General features: G+C 56.1%; 19 protein-coding genes. 11 read left to right on the top strand and 8 right to left on the bottom strand.

All coding sequences use genetic code 11. The features are described 5' to 3' along the window. Nucleotides 1-273 precede the first annotated feature (273 nt). A complete protein-coding gene (locus N8E88_RS18775) occupies nt 274-510 on the bottom strand; it encodes a hypothetical protein (RefSeq protein WP_262294995.1) in 237 nt (78 codons plus the stop codon). 192 nt (nt 511-702) lie between these two features. On the opposite strand from N8E88_RS18775, the gene N8E88_RS18780 reads away from it, so the two are divergent. After that, complete coding sequence (locus N8E88_RS18780; protein ID WP_410010659.1) at nt 703-1,542, top strand: TIGR01458 family HAD-type hydrolase; 840 nt, start codon at nt 703-705, stop codon at nt 1,540-1,542. Between the two features lie 11 nt (nt 1,543-1,553). On the opposite strand, the gene N8E88_RS18785 is transcribed toward N8E88_RS18780, so the two are convergent. Together N8E88_RS18785 and N8E88_RS18790 are read right to left on the bottom strand one after the other, a co-directional pair. Further along, a complete protein-coding gene (locus tag N8E88_RS18785) occupies nt 1,554-2,660 on the bottom strand; it encodes a glycosyltransferase family 2 protein (protein WP_262294996.1) in 1,107 nt (368 codons plus the stop codon). 13 nt (nt 2,661-2,673) lie between these two features. Next, complete coding sequence (locus tag N8E88_RS18790) at nt 2,674-3,585, bottom strand: glycosyltransferase family 8 protein (protein WP_262294997.1); 912 nt, start codon at nt 3,583-3,585, stop codon at nt 2,674-2,676. Nucleotides 3,586-3,851: 266 nt separating this feature from the next. Here N8E88_RS18790 and N8E88_RS18795 point away from each other — a divergent pair, with 266 nt between their 5' ends. After that, complete coding sequence (locus N8E88_RS18795; RefSeq protein ID WP_410010660.1) at nt 3,852-4,157, top strand: hypothetical protein; 306 nt, start codon at nt 3,852-3,854, stop codon at nt 4,155-4,157. 134 nt (nt 4,158-4,291) lie between these two features. Here the strand turns inward: N8E88_RS18795 and N8E88_RS18800 are convergent, their stop codons facing one another. The 5 genes from N8E88_RS18800 to N8E88_RS18820 form a co-directional block, all read right to left on the bottom strand. Next, nucleotides 4,292-5,752 carry a hypothetical protein gene (locus N8E88_RS18800; protein WP_262294998.1) on the bottom strand — a complete coding sequence of 487 codons (1,461 nt, stop codon included), beginning with the start codon at nt 5,750-5,752 and terminating at the stop codon, nt 4,292-4,294. Nucleotides 5,753-5,884: 132 nt separating this feature from the next. Continuing rightward, the gene (locus tag N8E88_RS18805) at nt 5,885-7,198 is read right to left on the bottom strand and encodes a polysaccharide biosynthesis/export family protein (protein ID WP_262295531.1); all 1,314 of its coding nucleotides are present in this window, start codon (nt 7,196-7,198) and stop codon (nt 5,885-5,887) included. Nucleotides 7,199-7,356: 158 nt separating this feature from the next. Beyond that, on the bottom strand, nt 7,357-8,289 hold the full coding sequence (locus N8E88_RS18810) for a glycosyltransferase family 2 protein (protein WP_262294999.1): 933 nt from the start codon (nt 8,287-8,289) through the stop codon (nt 7,357-7,359). Further along, nucleotides 8,286-10,022 (bottom strand): GumC family protein, encoded by a 1,737-nt coding sequence (locus N8E88_RS18815; RefSeq protein ID WP_262295000.1) that lies wholly within the window; start codon nt 10,020-10,022, stop codon nt 8,286-8,288. The genes N8E88_RS18810 and N8E88_RS18815 overlap by 4 nt, the downstream gene beginning before the upstream one ends. Nucleotides 10,023-10,139: 117 nt before the next feature. After that, the gene (locus N8E88_RS18820) at nt 10,140-10,853 is read right to left on the bottom strand and encodes a sugar transferase (protein ID WP_262295001.1); all 714 of its coding nucleotides are present in this window, start codon (nt 10,851-10,853) and stop codon (nt 10,140-10,142) included. A gap of 449 nt (nt 10,854-11,302) precedes the next feature. Here N8E88_RS18820 and N8E88_RS18825 point away from each other — a divergent pair, with 449 nt between their 5' ends. From N8E88_RS18825 to N8E88_RS18865, 9 genes are all read left to right on the top strand, one after another. Further along, entirely contained in the window at nt 11,303-12,034 is a 732-nt protein-coding gene (locus N8E88_RS18825; protein ID WP_410010661.1) for a Crp/Fnr family transcriptional regulator, read from the top strand. Further along, nucleotides 12,034-13,431, top strand: coding sequence for a glycosyltransferase family 4 protein (locus N8E88_RS18830; protein ID WP_315975316.1), 1,398 nt, complete (start codon nt 12,034-12,036; stop codon nt 13,429-13,431). The genes N8E88_RS18825 and N8E88_RS18830 overlap by 1 nt, the downstream gene beginning before the upstream one ends. After that, on the top strand, nt 13,428-14,672 hold the full coding sequence (locus tag N8E88_RS18835) for a glycosyltransferase family 4 protein (protein WP_262295003.1): 1,245 nt from the start codon (nt 13,428-13,430) through the stop codon (nt 14,670-14,672). The genes N8E88_RS18830 and N8E88_RS18835 overlap by 4 nt, the downstream gene beginning before the upstream one ends. Nucleotides 14,673-14,798: 126 nt before the next feature. After that, nucleotides 14,799-16,280: a lipopolysaccharide biosynthesis protein gene (locus N8E88_RS18840; RefSeq protein ID WP_262295004.1), complete on the top strand. Its 1,482-nt coding sequence runs from the start codon at nt 14,799-14,801 to the stop codon at nt 16,278-16,280. A 50-nt stretch (nt 16,281-16,330) separates the two neighbouring features. Then, on the top strand, nt 16,331-17,155 hold the full coding sequence (locus N8E88_RS18845) for a glycoside hydrolase family 16 protein (protein WP_262295005.1): 825 nt from the start codon (nt 16,331-16,333) through the stop codon (nt 17,153-17,155). A 669-nt stretch (nt 17,156-17,824) separates the two neighbouring features. Further along, a complete protein-coding gene (locus N8E88_RS18850; protein ID WP_262295006.1) occupies nt 17,825-19,150 on the top strand; it encodes an ABC transporter substrate-binding protein in 1,326 nt (441 codons plus the stop codon). A gap of 72 nt (nt 19,151-19,222) precedes the next feature. Next, the gene (locus N8E88_RS18855) at nt 19,223-20,212 is read left to right on the top strand and encodes a carbohydrate ABC transporter permease (protein WP_410010662.1); all 990 of its coding nucleotides are present in this window, start codon (nt 19,223-19,225) and stop codon (nt 20,210-20,212) included. Continuing rightward, the gene (locus N8E88_RS18860; protein WP_262295008.1) at nt 20,209-21,156 is read left to right on the top strand and encodes a carbohydrate ABC transporter permease; all 948 of its coding nucleotides are present in this window, start codon (nt 20,209-20,211) and stop codon (nt 21,154-21,156) included. Before N8E88_RS18855 ends, N8E88_RS18860 begins: the two co-directional genes overlap by 4 nt. Then, nucleotides 21,153-21,359, top strand: coding sequence for a hypothetical protein (locus tag N8E88_RS18865; RefSeq protein WP_262295009.1), 207 nt, complete (start codon nt 21,153-21,155; stop codon nt 21,357-21,359). Before N8E88_RS18860 ends, N8E88_RS18865 begins: the two co-directional genes overlap by 4 nt. Nucleotide 21,360: the final 1 nt, after the last annotated feature.

The raw sequence follows: 21,360 nt of genomic DNA on the forward strand, positions 1-21,360 counted from the left end.
ATGCGGCGCTTACCCGATCCATGTCCATCGCCGTTTCATCCATGCGCCGACGCGTTCGTCATGTCCTCCAGCTGAGCCGAAATGCGGTCCGGATTCTGGCGCGCCGGATCGCGCTCCCGAACTCTCGTCGCAGCGGCATGAGGTGCCGGCGAAGGAGCCCGAACCGCTGTCAGTCGAGGCATGCCCGCAGAGCTGTCTTCCCAATAGCGTGAATTGCTTCCGTAGATTCAAAGCGCGGTGGTCCGGCGCTTTGACGAGGAGGGGATGGCATGTTCATGATGCGAGTATCTTCGAGATGGTGATTGTCTCATGTTTCCCTGCGTCCGGCTTGACCTCGACGCTCCCAATGTTGTCGATCTCACGCAATACCTGTTTAACCTCTTCGTCGCTGAACTTGCCGATAGTTCGAAGCTTCTCGGCCAGATCGTCAGTCGTTGTCTTGATCGGACCATAAACAAGTCGGCCACGTGCTTCGATCGTGAATACAAGGGTAGGCGTAGTCTCGAGCATTTCGAATCTCCTGAACATCTATGATTCTACCAAAACACAAGAAGGGCGGTTATTACCGCGGTCACTTCCCTTCCGAGAAGCGCTGCCACCACTGTTTTTCAGAGGATCGTTTCCCAGTAACCGCGGGGTACCAAGTCAGGATAGTTTTCGGACAGGCCGTTTCGGCACACCTGAAACCCTCCGAGACGAACGTTGATCGTTGGAAGGTCGCTTGATGACGTTGACGCCGAAATTGTCCGTGTCCATTCTGCTTCGATGATTAGCGGTGTTCTTCTGGATCTTGCTGGCGTCCTCTATGATGGCAAAAAGGTTATCCCGGGTGCAACGGATGCTGTTGCGCGCCTGCACGAGGCTGGTCTTCCCGTACGCTTCGTAAGCAACACGACACGGTCGAACAAAGAATCCATTCTTAAACAGCTCGACAGACTTGGCTTCTCTGTCGCATACGGCGAGCTTTTCACCCCAGCGCAAGTAGCGCGTGAATGGCTTGGGCAGCACAATCTATCGCCGTACCTACTGGTCCACCCGGACTTGGTGGCGGATTTCCACGATGTGGCGGGCGGGGACGGAAAGGCGGTCATTGTCGGCGATGCGGGCAAGGCCTTCGATTACCTGACGCTAAACAGGGCATTTAGAGAGTTGATCAAGGGCGCAGAATTCCTGGCATTGGCGCCGAACCGGACGTTCAAGGATGCAGATGGAGAACTCAGTCTCGATGCGGGGGCTTTTGTTGCAGCGCTGGAATTTGCTAGTCAACGAAGGGCTGTTGTCTTGGGAAAGCCGTCGCCTGCGTTCTTCCTGTGCGCATTAGCCAGCATGGAATGCCCGATTGCAGAAGCCGTAATGGTCGGGGACGACGCGGAAACAGACATCGCAGGGTCCTTGCGGACCGGACTTGCCCACGCCTTGCTGGTACGCACGGGCAAATACCGCCCCGGCGACGAGGACCGCTTCAACCCTCCACCAACGGCAATAGTCGACAACATTTCTGCTGCGGTTGACTGGATTTTAGCAGCGCGCATTCGCGAATGACACTAATTGTGTCAGCCTGGGCGGGATTGGATTGCACAAGTGACCGGAACATTTTTGCGTGAAGTGCCAACGTCTGGATCGAACTCTTCGGTCTCGATGAATCCACTAGTCGAAACATTCTTCCAATATTGCCAACCTTCACCTTGTATAAGACCGCGATCAGACAGATCTTTCCAGTTTTTGTAAACACCCGTGTCCTCATACAGAAAATGACTCATGTCCTCGCCTGAGGAATACGCTGCGTATTCTTCGGTGTGCTCCGATCGGTTTGCCATATCAGAAACCCGGTGCACGAAGGTCGATAGAAACTTGAAATGCAAAAGGGCGCCCGATACGCCGAGTGCTCCACGCATGTCACCTAAATTCAAATGCAGCGGCCAAACCTGATGCGATGATTTGAGAAACAGGCACTCACCCGTTACGTAAACGAGAGGTATCTTGTTGAGCGCAGGACCGTCCCAGATACGGCCCTGGAAGTAGACCCGCCCACGGACCCCACCCTTGATCCATATCGTCAGATTGCGCTTGTCGAAATGCGACACGTAGCCCGACCGGTCGAAGAGGTTGCAAACTCCCAAGGGGTTTCTTCCGGGCTCGCATACGTTATCAACGATAGGATTATGGCTGTACATATCGACCATGACCGATCGCAGAGAACGAGCGCCCACGGTATCCATGTAGGCGGTCAGTTGACTAATCGATCTTGTATCGCAATGCGGGTAAACCAGAAACTCATCGGCATCGACGTAAAGGACCCATTTTTCCTGGCAATACCGGTTGATGACTTCGTTGATCCAGTCGTTTCCGAACCTTGCTGCCTTGTAAGACCCGTTGGCCGAAAGGAGGGACACGTCGTCGAAGCTGGACAATTGTTCGAGCGTGCCGTCGGTCGACCCGTTATCGATGCAAAGAAAATGCTCGAAGCCAAGATCGCGATAGTACTGCAGAAAGAAGGCCAACCGATGCCCTTCGTCGCGGATGACGCATATGAGGACATGGCGTGCGCGCTTGAGCCCGCTGCGCAACAGGTCGCACCTGACCTGCCTGGCCTTCAGAGATCGGCGCAGTCGGGCCTTTGTGTAATGTGAAATGCTGGTGAGGGAGGCACTGTGAATCATGTTTTTTCGATCATCACACGACATAGTCGCCGACAAGCAGACTCTGCACTTGCGGATTGGACTTGTCCTGTTGGAGCGCGTGTTTGATGCGCTCCCGAATTGAGCGATACTTGTATAACATTTTACGGTCGAATGTTATTCCGCGGTACAGCGCATCGTATACCGGGTGCGATTTGCGCAAGTCGACGTAAACCTGGCTTTCTGCATCGCTCCACGGAAAGAAGGTCCCATGCCACGGCTTTGGATGCGCCATGTAGTGCACGATAGACAAGGAGGACATGTTCACAAGATGAAGAAACTGCTTCGGAAAGTTCCAGCGGTTTGACACGAGGATGAGTGAAGATCCGCAGACATAGTTCAGTGCACCTTGATCATGCTTGCCCTCGCAGGCCTCCGGATTTTTCACAAAAAGTTCTAACGCCTCTTGCCCGATCCAGCCGTTGCGGTGAAACTTCAGAACACCCGCGTTGAAATAGTGGCTGTCCCTTCCGCTGTGGAGGAGGTTATGGATCGACGTGTAATCACGCGCCGCAAAAAACTTTCCCTCAGGGGCGACGGCGTTCTCCAGTTCAGCCAGATTGCTGACGACCTGTGTGTCCCCATCGAGGTAAATAATCTGGGTATACTCGGCGGGCAGGACCTGGCAAAGGACCAGCTTGGCCATTGTGCTGACACTGATGCGTCCCTGGAAATGCGAGCCGTCGAGCTTGCCGAGCGAGTCCTTCAATGCTGCAGTCGCATCGATCAGTTCGACCCCGCTCATCGCGAGCAGACCTTTCAGCTCTGCAAAATTATCAAGGTGTTCCGACATGAGGACGCAGATGTCGGTCACTGCGCTGGCGAATTTGCGAGCCTGGAGGGCCGAAAGAATAGTCGGAAACGAATACTCGACATCCGTAACGTAGACGACGCATTGATTGTTCATATCACCGCCCCTCTGATTGGTCTTCGCCGTGAAAACGCTTTATTGAACCCGTCACTGATACTGCCGTATGGAAACGCAGTCCGGTATTTTGTTGCCAATGCGTAACTCAGCCGTCGGTTTGAAATAAATGGCTGGCTGACGACGATTTTTGAGCGTTTAATTGTTGAAATTTTAACCCCGGTGGGCGTTCCAATATCGACAGTCCGCGGTGCTAAATCGCGAAGACCGGCAGTTGGGACCCTTGCCGTGATGCAGAGGGAGGGAGGATGACAATGCTGAGCGGCGCAATCGTCGTGATGCTGATTTCGATCACGGCGGGGACCGCCATCCGTGTCTGGGCATTCGCAATCTTTGCGTTTTTCGTGGCAACTGGCTTGGGGGTCGTGACCTTCACCGGAGGGTCTTCCCTGATTGCCGCTACGCTCTCCAGCATGGCTATCCTTGCGCTCATGGAGGTCAGTTACCTGGTGGGCGTCTTCTTGTCGGGACTTTGGCGTCGCACTCGCAAATTTCCAAAAAGTGGTTCCACCGCTGACGCGGCGCATGCAACAGACGAGCACCGCGGGAGCTGACTTTCCAAGGGGACTTCCGGAGCTGCTTTCGTCCACCAACCACCTGTCATTGACGATCTTCGAGGCGCGCCGCGTAGAAAATCTTCGGGTCCGCCCAGATGCGGCCAGGATTGGATGGGATCGGAATTGGCCTATCATGGCGCCGAAACCATCGGCGTTCTCATCAAAGATGCCGATGCCTCCAAGGGATGTGGGCTCGCAGACGCCCGGGCCGCGCGTCGTGGCAAGACGTGGGAGCCGGCCAGGCAACCGGTGGCCAGCCCTGCAGTAATACTGAACAGCAAGCCCAGATCGGTACTACTCCCGGAGATCGTCGCCGAGGCGATCTGGGCGATTGATGCCAACACGGCGGCAATTCCAATTGCCCGGTCCTCTGATTCATTCCGCCCGGCCGCTGTCAAGAGGCTGTACAGGAAGACGGCGAAAAGCACGGTGCCGCACAATCCGACATTCGACAGCAATGCGGCAATAAAACTGGAAGCCCGAACTGTGCCGAGCCCGGCACCGAAAGTGGCCGTCTCAACGAATGAGACTAGCGCCAGAGTGTTCCAGGCGGTGCGTTCTTCGCCGGATTGAGACTGGAGCTTGTCTGCGAAGGTAATGCTCGTGAGGTCCGTGACCGAATTCCACGCATCCGGTATCAGCATGAGTGCAACGATCGTGCAGGGAATCATGAACAGTGTGATGACCAGGAAAGCAGCATAGGGGGCCGTGGCCCGGCCACTGGGAAGGCGTTTCAGGCTTAGCAGTACGACAAGGCCGAGAACAAACAGACCGGCAATGTAGGCAGTTGTCGACGTGCAGAGTATGATTGTAGCGCCAACAGATACCGTTGCCATACCGGTCAGGCGGCTTGGAAAACGCTCTAGCCAAAGCAGGAGCGTGAAAGAAAAGAAGACCAATGCAGCCGATCCGTATGAGCTTGCTTCGGGAAAGGAACCGACGATGCGCTTGAAACCGCTGATCGTCTCGGCAGTGTGCATCGTATAGTTGGCATTGCGTATGAAATCGAGTAACTCGGCTTGGTCGGTCATGAACGCTCCGATGTCGAGTAGCGCCAGGCCGAGGCACGCCATGGCCGTCACGATCAAACTTCGAGCGATGAGACGAGCGTGCCCGAGCCGGGTGAGCCCACTGATGACGGCAAAGCAAGCGAGGTCGCCGAGCAGATAGACAGCCTGTGTAAAATTGGACGAACCTGGAGCCAGCGGAGAGGCCACAGTCGACATCGTCCCCGACGCGTCGCGGGCGGACGAGTAGACCAGGGTTGCACCTGCAAAGATGCGGGGCAGAAAGAAAGCCGATACGGCAGAGAACAGGATATAGACAGCGAACCAAAAGCCGGGGCTCGGATACGCGATGCTGGCCAAGGCTGCTTGCGTTTCGACGGGGCGCAGCAAGGCGGTCGCGACAAAGAAAAGCACCAGAAGATGGCTGGGCTGGATGCTACCACCACCAAGCGAGGGCAGCTGGAGCGCCGCCGCAGCTCCAAAGAGCGTCGACAAACAAAGCGTCCCGATTGCAAAGCGTGCACCGTAGATCACACTAAGTGCGCCAAGCAGGAGGACGAAGTAGCCGATCGGTTCTATCGTCATGCTTCAACTTCCGATCTGGACGGTGATTGCATGGCCTGCGTTCGCAACGTACGCCGGTGGCGTTTCCAGCCGGCTTTCCCGGAGCCGTGGCAAGGAAGAGGGTAGGCCAGGAACGCCGCGATGGTATCCTCTTTAATCACGGATGCCTCCTTCGATCCTGCTTGAAATATCGTGGCGGGAAGCCGACTGAGCGCCTAGGGTTACGTTGGGTGGTCGGGCAACCGATGCATGCGGTTGCAGCAGGGAAGACGCTTGAGCGTCAGCGTCGACACCGATCTCGATGAGGTCGTGCGGCAGCAAGGCGGTCGTCTCATCCGCTTCGATCGTATGATAGGTTCCATCATCGCTGCGACGCACGATCTTGAAGGTTTTCTGTGTACTTCCGAGGCTCGTCGTCTCCGTCCCGATCCGGGCGACTTGAGCATTGTACCCGGCCTCCTCGCCCAGCAGCTGCGCTACCTGGATGTCGATTGCCGCCTTGCTGATATCAAGATCAACCGTATTGAGCAGCTGTTGGTTTTCTGCGTTCTGCTTGTTGATGATCCCTGTCTTTTCGCGCTCACTGTCGCTCAGCGCCTGACGGGCCTTGGTCAGGGCAATTTCCAGATCGAGCATGCTGCCTTGGGCATCCGCCAATGCGCGATCGAGTGAAAATTGGCGTGCGTTGTTCGACAGACCTTTGCTCGCAAGGCCGTTGACGGCATCCAGTTCCTCCTGCGCAAGGGCGATCTGTCGCTTTTGCGAGATGATCTTGGCTTCAAGTGACTGGATTTCCTGACTGTACAGACGGCTGAGATCATTCGCCGCGGCGATCTGACTATCGGACTCGACGCGTCGCAGCCGCATCAGGTTGGACTCCTCCGTCTTCAGTTTCTCGACATCTGGCGTTCCCACGAGTTCGCCAGGAATAGCGAAGCTGGGTTCGCCGGCGATCTCGGCGCGCAAACGGGCCTGTCGCATCAGAAGATCACGCCGGCTGAGGATGGCGGTGCGATAGGCCCCGGCAGCCTGGATCCGATCGCGTTCGAAGACGGCATTGCCCTCACGCGCCCGCAAAAAGCCGCCCGCGATGCTCACCGCCTTCATTACGGTCATGTTCGTCACAAAAGGATAGCGCCCCGGGGCCTGCACGGTTCCTGTCACGAAGACTGGCGCGTGCTCGGCGATCTCGACGGCAATAAAGGGTCTTCCCGGTAACTCGGCCCTCTCGGCCAGCGCGCTCGCGATGGCGTCGGCGAGTTGCTCTGTCGTCTTCCCATTCGCCTTTATCTGGCCCGCGATCGGGATCGATAGATTGCCCATATCGTCGACGGCATATATTCCCTCAAGCGCCTCCCAACTGGCGTATCGGGTATCCGACGATCGCCATTCGACGATGCGTAACTTTATCTTGTCTTCTGCCACCAGCGTATACGTGTCGGCGCTGGCCGCGCTCCAGTTGGTCATGCACGAGAAGATAAGCAAGAGAAGGCCGGCAAATACGAGGCGCTCGGGCAAAATCCGAATTTTCGAGTATGACAGACGGAGCAGTCTGCCGGCGTGTCCTATAGGGGGACTTGACCGCCTGTTGAGCACTGGCAAGGACATGCATTGCATGACGTCTGCTACCTCCGTTTTGTTGCGATGGATGGTGAAGACATCTCGCGCTTGGAAGAAATGCCGAATTCGAGAATGCGCGCGGGAGACGCGCGACCTGTGAGAAGATCTGCCAGAGCCAGCATGTTACCGCCCAAACGTCCCCGTCGATCGATAGAACGGTCGCCGAGCAGCGCGCCGCGAGCGTTGGCCAGAATGTTGCGGCTAATTTGTGCGATCGCGCGCGGCTTCGACATCGTGCCCTTCCGGATCAGGTGGGCAGGATTGGCTATCTGCGAATAGCCGAGCCTTCGCCCGGGCTGACGCGCGGATTTGACACCCAGATGAACACCGCGGGCGCCCTCGACGCGCACTGATCTACCGTAACGGGCGATGGATCTGCTGAAATCGACATCCTCGAGCCAGCCGTAGAGCGGGAGCTGCTCATCAAAGGCGAGGCCATGCTCGATAACGGGCGACAGGCGGACCACCATGTTGCAACCGTAGGCGTTATAGACATCCGTCACCAACTCAGCCCGCTCGCCAGCGGTCTCGATGATTTCCAAGGCGTCGGACATGGTAAGACCCTCGTCAAGGATGCCGTCTGCCAAGACCTCGCCCGTTGCGATGGTCACGTCCGGTTCGCGTGCGAAGACTGCTTCCATCCGTTGTATGAAGTTCGGGGCTGGAATGAAATCGTCGTCCAGAAAGATCAGAATATCCGTATCGGGAACGGCCGCCCGGAGAATCCTGTTGCGTTGGCAAGTCAACCCGCGGGAGCCGACAATAAGCTCCACGTCGAGGCGATCGCAGAGCCCGACTGCATCGTCGATGTCGGGTACGCAGACGATGATCCGCTCCGGGCGGTTTCGCAGGCCAGCAAGATAGTCGATCGTCTCCAGCAGTGTTGCGGGGCGGCCTGCCGAAGCGATGCCCACGGTAATTCTTGATTGCGGGGTCATGATTGCATACTCAGCGGCGCTTTGTTGATGATCGCGCCGAGAACCTCCGCGCCGACATTTCGTATACCGTCGATGACTTTCACGGCATCGTCGATCGTGGTGCGTCCATGCCACATGATCACCAGGACTCCATCGAGCTCCGGGGCTATCGCATTCGCGTCCGGGGATGTGGAGACGGCGGAAATGTCAATGAATATGGCGTCAAATTCCTTTTTCAGATCGTTGAAGCTCAATTGCGTGCGACCGGAGCTCAAGCGAATGGCCGGCGTGACCCCGCGGATTTTGCCGAGGGGTAGAAATTTCAAGGTCGCGGTGAGGGGCAATGCCGCCGTCTGGATCAGATCGGCATTATCGAGAACATCGATCAGACCTGTCGAGCTATGGGGCGCAATCGAGCTGCTGAGGGAAGATTTCGCCGCGGCCGCATCGATCAGGAGTGTGCGGCATCCCGACTCCGCGGACTGGATCGCAAGCTCGCAAGCTATTGTCGACGCTCCGCTCCCCGGATTGACGGCGACGATCCCGATGGCGACCTTTCGCCTCCGCCGAAGTCCTGCGATCGTTGCGCCCAACTCCGCCATACCAGGTATGATCGGATAAGTGGCCGTGCTGCCGCTGCCGGCTTCAGTTGCCAAGAAGTGCGTAGAGCGGCCATTGCGGGTCTTTTCCGATCTCGCCAGTACTGTGACGAAGGGCAACGCAGCGGCCTCCGCGAGCCGTTGGCTGCGGACTATCCGGCGGTCACCAGCGTGCCGAATCATGGCCAGCATCAAGCCTGCGCCCATCCCCACAGCTGTAGCGAAGGCAACAATAAGTCCGCTACGCGGCCTTGCCTTGGAAAGCGGCAACGTGGCCTGCGAAACAATCGTGGCATCGGATACAGGGTAGGATATGCGCTGCTTGGCCTCAGTAAACTGGGTAAGGGTACTCTCGTATAAAGTGCGGCGCGCATCCGCCGCACTTTGCAATTCCGCAAGTTTGAACTGATCGCGCGGATTGCTCTTGAACGTGGCTAAAGCATTGGCAGCTTCGGTTAGACCGCGCTGTTGCTCGATTACAAATTTTTCCAGCCACGCGCTGTATTGCCGTGCCGCTTCGGCCTTCATTAGTATGTTTTTCCGGATGTATTCCCCGGCGACCGTATCGGCAATTTCGACCGCTTTTTTGGGGCTGGATGCATCGGCCGACACCTCGATGATCGTCGAGCGTCCGATCCGGCGCAGTGCCACCATGTTTCGCAACCTGGCGGTAACCCGATCGGACCGCTGCGTCTCTGGCTGTGCCGCAGCTGTCGGATCGTCTGTTTCTGCATCCTTTTGCAAATTTCCCGTCAGCCAACCTTTTGCAGTGTCCTGCAGCGAAGGCGCCTTGTCAGCAAATGCAGGATCACTGGCAAGGTCAAGCGCCTTCGCCGTTTGACCGAGCACATCGCTGGATTTGGCAATTTCCAGCTGTGCCTCAAGGAATGCATCCGCCTCGACAGCCCGTTGCGCGTCAGAACCGTTCACCTGGGGAAAGACCAAAAGTTGGGTGCTGGCTACGAATGTCGGCTGGGCGGTAAGGACATAAGCCGCGGCCACGCCGAGGAAGGCACTGGTAGTAACTATGATCCATGCCCAGCGCATCCTGAGAAAGAACAGCATGTCCCGCAAGGTCAGCGGTGAACTCCCACCCGTGGTTGGGGCAGGCAGGGGTATTGAGGAAACACCGCTAAAGATGCGACTGGAGGTCATTTATTCTCAATCCAAAATGGCACGATCACGGTATAGCCAAGGGCTAGTCGCAGGTTAAACATGTAGAAAAAAGTCTTTCGATTTTGGGACAAGGACGGCAGCGCTTCCTGAATCCGTCTAGTAGGAACCGCGCCTTAAAAACAGGACCGGAATTGTCTTCGCCATGATGAGAAAATCCCGACTGAGCGACCAATTGTTGAGGTAGTGAACGTCGAGAGAAACCCGATGCTGATAGCTGACATCGTTGCGTCCACTGGTCTGCCAGTGACCGGTCAGGCCGGGACGACCCTCCATGTAGGCCGAGATGTTCTCACCGTAACGGGGCAGCTCCTCGGCCGTGATCGGCCGCGGTCCCACGAGACTCATATCGCCGCGCACGACGTTCAGCAGTTGCGGAAGCTCGTCGATACTCGATTTTCGAAGAATCTCGCCGACGACCGTAATTCGGGGATCGTTCTTGAGCTTCCGCGTCGCTTCCCATTCGGTTCTTGCCGCCCGATCGGTTCGCAGCAATTCGGCGAGCTGGGCGCTGGCGTCAGTCTTCATGGTACGAAACTTGAGACATCCAAACGCGGCTCCGCCAAGGCCGATCCGGGTATGGGAATAAAAGACTGGCCCTTTGTCACCAAGCTTCACGATTATTGCGACTATCAGGAAAAGCGGAAAGAGGAGCACCAAAGCGGTGATCGCTATCAAAAGGTCTACCGTTCGCTTTGACCATTTGCCGATCGCATGAGGTCGAGCAACGCGTAGATCACCACCACCTTGCGCGGGCTTCTGGACGCCCGACCAGGATTCGCGAACTTTAATGCCCTGTGCATCCCACGTCATCGGTCGTCTCCTACAATTTCCGGTTACGAATGAACTTTGGTGCACTGCAACCGGATTGTCTGTGACCGAGGTCATAATCGTGAACAAAATCTTTATGCTAATAAGATGATGAGGGGAATCCGTGACAGGGCAGGCCCCGATGACTAAATCTAAGTGACTAATAGTATAAATAATAAAGCCTATCAAGAGTTACTGTATACGTATAAATTTGCGAGTTTTTGAATAAGTTCCGAGGGACTTTTGTCCAAAATGGCTCATATATGAGCACATTACTATACAATTGTTAGGCAATCTGCAATAAATTAAATCGCATCAAATAGCGTATTCGATGATCTATATTTAGATATACCTTGCTCGACATGCAATGTTACTTGACACTCAAACTGAGCCATTATAAATGATGCAGTGCAGCATCAACTATAACCATCCAGAATTTGGGAGTTATGCGCATGGACGGGGCTACACACACCCAAGATTGCAGAGCCGGTATCGCCAAGGCAGCGGTTCCAGAGGGCATCCAGTTAGGCAAGCGTAGTGCACCGGATGATGAATTCTCCTTCTGCCATTCGAACGCTCGAAGCTTCCATCGCGGTGAGGTCATCGCCGGAGCCGGTATCCTCGTTGATATGTTTGCTCGCGTTCAGCGGGGCTTCGTCAGCGCGAGTACGATGCTGCCCGACGGCAGGGAATTCATCGTTGAAATTATTCCGAAAGCGGGGCTCATCGGCGAGATCGAGGTCCTGCGCAGGCAGATGTTAAATCTCGAATATCGAGCTAGTTCCGATTGCGAATTGCATTTTTTCGAAGGCCGCTTGTTGCGCGAACGATATGCCAGCGATCCTCGTTTCCGGGAGAAAGTAGTTTACAGGGCATTGGCCCGTGTTGCGGAGCTCGAACTCCGGATCATTTCAAATGCAGGGTCGTGCTTGCAGTCCAGGTTGGCCAGCACGCTTTTGCGGCTTTCTGCGGTCTACGGGAGCGATTTTCCGAATAGTCCGGACGAGCTGATCATTTCGCAATATGACTTGGCCGCAACTCTTCCGGCTTCCCGCGAAAAGGTCAATCAATGTCTGCGACGCTGGCGCGAGCGCAAGATAGTCGACGGATCTCAAGGCAAGATTCGCATTCTTAACCGCAAAGCACTCGAGGCCTATGCCGATGGCGCGGCATTGGTGAAATGATGCCGACTTTCTTTCCCAACCCGGATTGCTCTGACCAACTTGGATCGGCCGGGTCGACCGTACGATCACTGGCTCCCGGGAGATATGGGAAGTGGTCTGAAAATGCCGCGCTGTATAACCCAACAATTGATCGCGTGGTCATCATCGATGATTATTCGACGGCCAGAGGCGGCGCGACAGCTCTCTCCGTATTGTCGGCTAAACTGTTTCGTGGCCTCGACATCGCGGTGACTTATATTTGCGGGGACGACGGCGCCAACACAGAACTTGCTGCCCTCGGCGTTTCCATCGTGTCGCTCAACAGCCGCGATCTGATCAACGCCGAGCGCGCGAAGGCTTTTGTTTCAGGTATTCACAATGTCCTCGCCGTTCGGATGATCGCGACCTGGATCCGTGCAAACGACACACCGAACACAAGCTACCATGTCCATGGCTGGTCCAAGATCCTGTCTCCGGCGATATTCAAGGCGCTGGTGCCCGTTGCGAGGCGATGTGTGGTTCACGCGCACGATTTCTTCACCGCTTGTCCCAACGGCGCCTTCTTTGATTATCAGGCGCAAGAGATTTGTCTTCGGCGTCCGCTCGGGGTGAGCTGCATTGCCACCGCCTGCGACAAGAGAAGCTATTCGCACAAATTGTGGCGGGTTGCCCGCGGCTCCAATCTCGTTCGACTTCTGCGCAATCAGGCCGATTTCGGTAAAATAGTCCTGCTGCACGAGAAAATGGCGAGCTTCTTCCTTCGTGCTGGCTATCCGCCCGAACGCCTGACGACGATCCGCAATCCCATCGCACCGCTGTCAACCGAACGTGTTGAGGCGGAAGCCAACGACGAATTCGTCTTCATCGGACGATTGGACGAGGAGAAGGGCGTGGAAGACGCCGTAGCCGCCACGCGCAGAGCTGGCGCAAAACTTTGCGTGATCGGGGACGGGCCGCTGATGGAACGGGTGGCGACGTCCGGAGATCACGTGCGGACAGTCGGTTGGCAGTCGCACGCGGAGATCGGCAAGACGATTCGTCAGGCAAGTGCGCTGCTGATGCCGTCGCGCTATCCCGAGCCGTTCGGTCTTGTCGCTATTGAAGCTGCCGGGAGCGGCGTCCCCGTCATCCTGTCGCGAGAGGCCTTTCTTGCCGAGGAGATGGTAGGCGCTGGCATCGCGCTCTCCTGCGATACGAGCGACAAGCGCGCCTTTGCCGATACATTGACGACATTCCGCAAGATGCCGAAGCACGATGTTCGCCGGATGAGCGAGCGTGCCTTTCAGTTGTCGCCAAACCTCGCATCGACACATGAAGAATGGCGTGACGCCCTTCTCGCACAATACCACAGCCTGATTTCGACAAATGTAATGCCCGGGCCGTCGGACGCGGTGATGAAACAAGGAGCACTCAGTTGACCCTCGAAGCAACAACCTCTCTTCCGGAAGTCATGGCATTTCTCGCCGATGCACCGGTCATGACGAAAAGCCGGTCCATCGAGACCACCAGCAAAAGCGATACCAAGCAGCTTCGCGTCGCCATAGTGCACTATTGGCTTGTGTCGATGCGTGGCGGCGAAAAAGTCGTCGAAGAGCTTTGCCGCATGTTTCCGCAGGCCGATATCTTCACCCTTGTCTGCAATCCGGATCGTATCAGCGATTTTCTGAAGACGCGCAATATCCGCACCTCTTTTCTTCAGAAGATTCCCGGTGCGAAGCGGCATTACACGAAGATGCTGCCGCTGATGCCGTTCGCGCTCGAGCAGTTCGATCTGCAGGAGTACGATCTGGTGCTGTCAAGCGAATCCGGACCTGCCAAAGGCGTCATTACGCGCGCGGACGCCCTTCATATATGCTACTGTCATTCGCCGATGCGCTACATCTGGGATCAATTCCACGTGTATCGGCTGGGTCTTCCGTGGCTGGGCCGGGCCTTGATGTCGATCACGGCACCAATGCTGCGCGCCTGGGACGTGACAACCGCTTCGCGGGTCGATGTCTTTGTGGCGAACTCAGGCTATGTCGCAAACCGCATCCAACGCTTCTACGATCGGGATTCGGCCGTCATTCATCCGCCCGTTGCAACTGATGATTTTGCAGTGGGGAAAGGGAGGGGCGAGTTCTACCTCTATGCGGGGCAGTTGACGGCCTACAAGCGGCCGGATATCGCGGTTCGCGCCTGTAGCGAGACTGGCCGCAAACTGATCGTGATCGGAGAGGGAGAGCAGACAGCATATCTCAAGTCGATTGCCGGACCCACCGTTCAATTCCTCGGCCACCAGCCGTTCCCCGTTTTGCGTGATCATCTGTCGCGATGCCGCGCTCTGCTTTTTCCCGGCACCGAAGATTTCGGCATTCTACCGGTGGAAGCTATGGCATCGGGGCGGCCAGTTCTGGCGTTCGACGCTGGCGGGGCCCGGGAGACCGTTTCTTCACCCCATGTCGGGCTTCGTTTTGCACTACAATCCAAGGAATCACTTCTGGATACGATGGTAGCGTTCGAGGAGATCGAGGACGACTTCGATCCGAACGCGATCCGTGACCATGCCCTGAAGTTCTCCTCCACCGTCTTTCGCGATCGGCTGACCGCACTCATTGACGAACAGTTGTCCAGACGTACTGACGCATCTGCCAGTTCTTTCAGAGGACGGTCGCATTGATGGGCCGGGCGGACATCGACGTATTGCGCAGATTAAGGCGCCTCACTGCCAAACGGCGACGGTGCAGCTGTCATCCTTTTCCCGCTCGTTTGAAGTCGTCTCCACCTGTCGACGAGGCATAGAGCCGTGTCAAGCGTATCGCAAAGGACGGCGACGGCGAGCATCTGGACCATTGGCGGAAAGTTCCTCGCAAGACTGCTCGATTTCATGAGCCTTCTGGTCCTGGCAAGGCTCCTGAGTCCGGCGGATTTTGGCCTTGTTGCCATCGCGACCTCGGTCTTGGTCATCGTCGAGGCGATCCTCGATCTGCCACTGACCCAGGCCCTGGTCCGCCAGCGATCTCCTTCAGACCGGATGTTTGCCACGGCGTTCACGCTGAGCGTTCTCAGAGGGGCGGCCATCAGCCTCTTGATGGTGATCGTCGCTTGGCCGATGGCGCTTATCTATAATGATCCTCGGCTCGTCTCACTTGTCGCCGTTCTCTCCCTCGCACCAGCCATGCGCAGCCTGATCAGTCCGCGCATGGTTCTCTTCATGCAACATTTTGATTTCAGACGCGAGTTTGCGCTCGACATCATTGCCAAGGGATCGACGCTCCTGTTCGGGGTAGGAGTGACGCTAATGACCGGCAGCTACTGGGGGCTGGCAATCGGAGCGGTCGCTGGCCCGTTCGCGGCGGCGATCACCTCATATGTCTTCGCGCCAATGCGACCGACCCTGACCCTTTCGGAGTGGAAGCACTTTCAGGACATGATTGGTTGGAACACGGTTGCGCAGATCCTGAATTCCATCAACTGGCAACTGGATCGGCTGCTCCTTCCGCGCTTTACGAGCCTGTCGACGTTCGGCGCCTTCAGCGTGGCGGATAATCTCGCCGGTATTCCGCACCAGACCTTTGTAGGACCACTGATGCGCCCCTTGATGGCCGCCTTCTCCAATGTCGACGATTATCGCAAGCTGATAACCGCGTATCTGAAAGCGACAAACGCAATCACCCTGGTCGCAGCTCCGGTCCTCCTCATCCTCGCCTTGCTTGCCGACCCGGTCGTGCGCATCATTGTCGGCGAGAAATGGGCATTCGCCATCCCGATTCTCCAATGGCTGTGTCTCGTCAGCCTGATCGGTCTTCCTGCAACCATCATGCCGGCGTTGGCTATGGTCATGGACAACACCCGCTATGTCGCACTTAGAATGTTCGTGGAGTTCGCCATAAGAGTTCCGGTAACGATCCTGGGAATCGCCTATTTCGGATTGGCCGGGGCACTCGCCGCGCGCGTTGTGGCAGTTCTTGTCGCCTATGCCGCATCGCTTGTCATCACGCGACACCTGATCGGCGCGACATTCGGTGCTCAGCTCAATGCCTTTTTCAGGCCGCTTGCTGCGAGTTTGCCTATGATCGGTTTTCTGCTGTGCGTGCAGCCAGTGCTCAGTGCCATGCCTCTCGGCCTCAATCTCATCGTAGGTTTGACCTTCTGCGGCGGGGCTGCGGCCACGATCTTCTGGGTTTCCGCGCTGTTGTTGTGGCAGATCGTCGGAAGGCCCGATGGTCTTGAGACCATCGTCGTTCAGAAGATCTTACCTCGAAGAAGCGGGGCCCTCACCTCGTGATCGAAATTCAGGTCAATCAGACTGTTGTTTTGGCATTGCCGCAGGGCAGAATGCGTTGCAGATCTGCAAAGAAACTCATGTCGATCGTCGTTCTTTGTTTATCAGGATTCTTCGGTCATCCAGGCGCAGCTCAGGAGCAGATCGATATTGGTGTATTGCAAATGACCTTCGAGGAGAACTTCGACAAGCTGGATGTCTCGGCCTGGGGGGAGAACGGCTCACGCTGGATTGCTCACACGCCCTGGAATGGAGATTTTGGCGACGCCCGTTTTACCGACCCTGCCGACGGGTTTCCCTTCACCGTCGATAGCGGGATCTTGCGGATCGAGGCGCGTAAAGGATCCGATGGAAACTGGCGCTCGGGCCTCCTGGCGTCGACGAACGCGAAAGGGCAGGGGTTCTCGCAGCAATTCGGCTACTTCGAGGCACGGATGAAGCTGCCGCCGGGCAAGGGAGTCTGGCCGGCCTTTTGGCTCATCGGCATCGACAGGTCGAAGTACACCGCGGAGATAGACGTAATGGAATATTACGGTCGCGTGCCGTACGAATTCAGCAGTGGCTACCATATCTGGCGTCAGAGCCAAGGCGGTGAGAATACTACGGACGGCCATTGGACAACGGTCGAGGATGGGACATTGAGCAATGAATATCACACCTATGGCGTGGAGATTTCACCGGAGAAGACGATCATTTATCTCGATCGTAAGTCCATATGGAGTTTCGAGACGCCAAAGGAATTCCACACCCCGTTTTATCCGTTGGTAAACCTCGCGCTCGGATCGGGTTGGCCGATCGATGAAACGCCGGACCCATCCTTTCTACTGGTCGACTACATCCACGTTTACCAGCGAAAACCTACCGGTTCCGGCGATTGAACTACACAGCCGGGCGGGTCAAAACCTTGCCGCCAGGCGGTGATATGGCTTCGACAGGGTGCGGGCGCCGCGTCTGCTGGTGGCCAGGCCCACGAGCATATCAGCGGTGTTGTTGTCACTTTGTTTCAACGACAGCGCTGGATCTGCGCGAGAAATTTCAGGCAAGCGCTGCCGTCAGGATGGTCCATTCCGCCATAGTTTGAGACGGTGAAGGTGACCGTAGAAAGGCAAACCACTTCAACTCAGTTTGTGTGACAAGACCAAAATTGTGACTGGGACAGAACAAGGGCGAGGAGTCGTTCCAGCTGGGCTCGACGGCGATCTGATCAGTCATGCGACTGCAAAACAGACGGCAATCGCAATTCCAATAAATGGCATCGCTGCCTTCAGCAGGGAATTTCGGGTGTGTCGGGAAAAGTTTCGTATCAGTCATTCAGCCGCTCGTATCAATCTCGTTATATAATCTGAAATGGACGGGCTTCGTATGGGCGAGCCAACCATCGCCAAAGTGTGCAGTGCAGCAACGATTCATGCTTGAAATGTTCAGTAAATAAGGTATTACTTAACAAAATTACTCAACACGATGGGAAGAGAATCGTGTGAGAACAAGGGAACGAAGGATCTTTTCAAAGAGCGGCGCGGTGTCGCTTGTGTATCTGGGAGGAATGCATGAAAACGATAAAGCAGGCCCTTCTCGGGGCGACCTCGGCGTTTGTGCTGTTCGTGGCAGCGCCGAACTTGGCAAAAGCCGATGAGCTGACCCTGTGTTGGGCGGCCTGGGACCCCGCCAACGCACTGGTTGAGCTCTCGAAAGATTTTACCTCGCAAAGCGGAACGACGATGAGGTTCGAATTCGTGCCTTGGCCGAATTTCGCCGACCGCATCCTCAATGAACTCAACTCCGGCGGCAAGCTGTGCGATCTCCTCATCGGAGATAGCCAATGGCTCGGCGGCTCGGCTGAAAATGGATACTACGTGAAACTCAATGATTTCTTCGATAAGGAAGGGATCAAGATGAGCGATTTCGCCGATGCAGCGGTCAACGCCTATGCGACGTGGCCAAAGGGCACGCCGAACTATTGGGCCTTGCCAGCGATGGGCGATGCCAATGCATGGTTCTACCGCAAGGACTGGTTTGCCCAGCCTGAAATTCAGGCCGAATTCAAAAAGAAGTACAATCGCGATCTGGCGGCCCCAACGACCTGGGATGAGTTGATACAGGTGGCCGAGTTCTTCGACGGCCGGGAAATCGACGGCAAAAAGGTCTACGGAGCCGCGATCTTCACCGAACGCGCTTCCGAAGGCATCACCATGGGCGCAACGTCGGCGCTTTATCCCTATGGCTTCAAGTATGAAAATACGCCGGGCAAATATGACATGGAGGGTGCGGTCAACTCGCCAGAAGCAGTCGCCGGGCTTGAAGCCTACAAGAAACTCTACAAATGCTGCACGCCGCCCGGATATACCGATGCCTATATGGGCGAAAGCCTAGATGCATTCAAATCCGGACAAGTGGCCATGGCGATGAACTGGTTCGCCTTCTTCCCGGGTCTCTACAAAGACGAGAAGGTCGGCGGCGACAAGATCGGGTTCTTCGTCAATCCTAAAGAAAAGGTTGCGGCATCGACACTGGGCGGACAGGGAATTTCCGTCGTTGCCAATACTGACAATATGGATGGCGCTCTCGCCTATATCAAATGGTTTGCCCAGCCGGATGTTCAGAAAAAATGGTGGTCGCTTGGCGGATACGCCGTGCACAAGACAGTGTTGAACGATCCGACATTTACGGAGAGTCAGCCATTTGCTGCGGACTTCCTCGTGGCGATGAATCAGGTTCAGGATTTCTGGCAGGAACCGTCCTATGCTATCCTTCTGCAGGCAATGCAGAAACGCCTTCACGATTACGTCGTTGCAGACAAGGGCACGGCGAAAGAGGCGCTTGATGGGCTGGTCAAGGACTGGACCGAGGTCTTCAAGGACGACGGGAAGCTTTAGCTCCGGCGCTTCAGATGACCCCGTGCTGAAATGACTGCCCGGATCCGAAAACGTACCGGGCAGTTCTTTCGAATGCGACGCTTTAAAACCCAGGTGAAGTCCGTGACCGATACAAGTTCCACCATTTTGGGTGAGGCTGTTGCCCGTGCTACGCCGGCGCCCATCGCTTCCAGAATTCGCGGCCTGTCCGATCGCTCCATGGCATGGCTGTTCATTACGCCCGCCATTGCTTTGCTTTTGGCCGTCAATATTTTTCCGCTTATCTGGGCGATCTATCTTTCCTTCACGAATTTCCGGGCGAACCGGCCTAATGCCGCGCTGGAAAGCGTTGGCCTCAGCAATTACAACCGGGTGCTGAATGATCCCAATATCTGGCAAGCCATGCAGACTACGGCGCATTTCGTCTTCTGGACGATCCTGCTGCAGACGCTGATTGGATTTTCCCTCGCTTATCTGATTGACCGGAAATTTCGCGGGCACGCTTTCTGGACGACAATCATCCTGGTTCCAATGATGTTGTCTCCAGCCGTCGTCGGCAATTTCTGGCGGTTTCTCTATCAACCGCAGATTGGCCTCTTCAATCACATCGTGTCTTTTCTAACCGGTATCCCGCCGTCCTCGTTCGAAATGCTGGGTTCTGTTCGGCTTTCGCCCTGGGCGATTATCATTGTCGATACGTGGATGTGGACACCTTACGTCATGCTGATCTGCTTGGCCGGACTGCGATCGATCCCCGACTATATCTACGAGGCTGCCGAAGTGGATCGTGCTTCACTTTGGCGCCAGTTCTGGTCGATCACGCTGCCTATGGCGCTGCCTTTCATCATGCTCGCGGTACTCTTCCGTGGCATCGAAAACTTCAAGATGTTCGACATGGTGACCCTTCTCACTGGCGGTGGCCCAGGTTCGACAACGGAAGTCGCCTCCATCACACTGAAGCGGGAGGCATTTGAAAGCTGGCGCACGGGACGTGCATCCGCCTTCGCCATCATTCTGTTTGTTGCGGTGTTCGGTCTTGCCAACATCTATGTGAAAGCCCTCAACAAGGTGAAACAGCGATGAGTTCTACTGCCCATTCGGTCGTCGAGCCGAGCGTCACATCAAAGCGCATCGCGGCGACGATCGTCGTCGCCTATGCGGTGATCACGATGATCCCGCTCATATGGATCGTTCTGACCAGCTTTAAATCCCCTCCGGATTCGATCAGTTATCCGCCGAAAATCGTATTTCAGCCGACGCTGGAGGGTTATTGCAACCTATTTACAACGCGCACGCGGCAAACTGCCGAGTACATCACTTCGCTTGGGGCTCCGACGAGTACCTGCGATGAAATCACCCGAAGCCGCAACATGGTCATCGCCGGGCCCTCGAACTACTGGCCGCGTTTCCAGAACTCGCTGGTAATCGCCTTCGGCTCGACGTTCCTCGCCGTCTCGCTAGGCACGCTCGCAGCCTATGGATTTTCGCGTTTCAAGGTTCCTCTCGCGGAAGATCTTTTATTCTTCATTCTCTCGACGCGAATGATGCCGCCCATCGCCGTCGCCATCCCCATTTATCTGATGTATCGGCAACTTGGCCTGTCTGACACCGCGCTGGGCATGATCCTGCTTTACACGGCCGTAAACGTCTCGCTTGCCGTCTGGCTCCTGAAGGGTTTCATCGACGAAATTCCGCGCGAATACGAAGAGGCAGCCATGATCGACGGCTACACGCGCATGCAGGCCTTTTTCAAGGTCGTCCTGCCGCAGGCAACCACGGGCATCGCCGCAACGGCCATCTTCTGCCTCATCTTTGCCTGGAACGAATACGCCTTCGCAGTGCTCTTGACGTCGGGCGCAGCCCAGACTGCGCCACCGTTCATTCCAACGATCATTGGTGAAGGCGGGCAGGACTGGCCGGCCGTTGCTGCGGGAACCACGATCTTCGTCGTGCCGATCCTGGTTTTCACGATCCTTCTGCGCAAGCAGCTGTTGCGCGGTATCACTTTTGGAGCTGTACGCAAATGACGGCGCAACCACCTGTCCCCTCGAAACAAAAACGGCCGTTCTTTCTAAGGCGCGGTCCTATGGAGAACATTGCGACTGGTCTGATCGGCCTCGGGTTCCTGATGCTGTTCCAGCCCTTCCTTCTGATCTTTTACACATGGTCGCTGGTCACACTGCTGGCGGGTACTCTCATGTTCATCATCGTGTCAAAGTTCCCGGAGTAGA

This window comes from Phyllobacterium zundukense (genome assembly GCF_025452195.1).
Classification (GTDB): Bacteria; Pseudomonadota; Alphaproteobacteria; order Rhizobiales; family Rhizobiaceae; genus Phyllobacterium; species Phyllobacterium zundukense_A.

What these genes read in the sequence shown, in the direction of transcription:
- N8E88_RS18775 (WP_262294995.1), bottom strand. Translation starts at nt 510, where the DNA reads ATGCTCGAGACTACGCCTACCCTTGTATTCACGATCGAAGCACGTGGC.
- N8E88_RS18785 (WP_262294996.1), bottom strand. Translation starts at nt 2,660, where the DNA reads ATGATTCACAGTGCCTCCCTCACCAGCATTTCACATTACACAAAGGCC.
- N8E88_RS18790 (WP_262294997.1), bottom strand. Translation starts at nt 3,585, where the DNA reads ATGAACAATCAATGCGTCGTCTACGTTACGGATGTCGAGTATTCGTTT.
- N8E88_RS18795 (WP_410010660.1), top strand. Translation starts at nt 3,852, where the DNA reads ATGACAATGCTGAGCGGCGCAATCGTCGTGATGCTGATTTCGATCACG.
- N8E88_RS18800 (WP_262294998.1), bottom strand. Translation starts at nt 5,752, where the DNA reads ATGACGATAGAACCGATCGGCTACTTCGTCCTCCTGCTTGGCGCACTT.
- N8E88_RS18805 (WP_262295531.1), bottom strand. Translation starts at nt 7,198, where the DNA reads ATGACCAACTGGAGCGCGGCCAGCGCCGACACGTATACGCTGGTGGCA.
- N8E88_RS18810 (WP_262294999.1), bottom strand. Translation starts at nt 8,289, where the DNA reads ATGACCCCGCAATCAAGAATTACCGTGGGCATCGCTTCGGCAGGCCGC.
- N8E88_RS18815 (WP_262295000.1), bottom strand. Translation starts at nt 10,022, where the DNA reads ATGACCTCCAGTCGCATCTTTAGCGGTGTTTCCTCAATACCCCTGCCT.
- N8E88_RS18820 (WP_262295001.1), bottom strand. Translation starts at nt 10,853, where the DNA reads ATGACGTGGGATGCACAGGGCATTAAAGTTCGCGAATCCTGGTCGGGC.
- N8E88_RS18825 (WP_410010661.1), top strand. Translation starts at nt 11,303, where the DNA reads ATGGACGGGGCTACACACACCCAAGATTGCAGAGCCGGTATCGCCAAG.
- N8E88_RS18830 (WP_315975316.1), top strand. Translation starts at nt 12,034, where the DNA reads ATGCCGACTTTCTTTCCCAACCCGGATTGCTCTGACCAACTTGGATCG.
- N8E88_RS18845 (WP_262295005.1), top strand. Translation starts at nt 16,331, where the DNA reads ATGCGTTGCAGATCTGCAAAGAAACTCATGTCGATCGTCGTTCTTTGT.
- N8E88_RS18850 (WP_262295006.1), top strand. Translation starts at nt 17,825, where the DNA reads ATGAAAACGATAAAGCAGGCCCTTCTCGGGGCGACCTCGGCGTTTGTG.
- N8E88_RS18855 (WP_410010662.1), top strand. Translation starts at nt 19,223, where the DNA reads ATGCGACGCTTTAAAACCCAGGTGAAGTCCGTGACCGATACAAGTTCC.
- N8E88_RS18860 (WP_262295008.1), top strand. Translation starts at nt 20,209, where the DNA reads ATGAGTTCTACTGCCCATTCGGTCGTCGAGCCGAGCGTCACATCAAAG.
- N8E88_RS18865 (WP_262295009.1), top strand. Translation starts at nt 21,153, where the DNA reads ATGACGGCGCAACCACCTGTCCCCTCGAAACAAAAACGGCCGTTCTTT.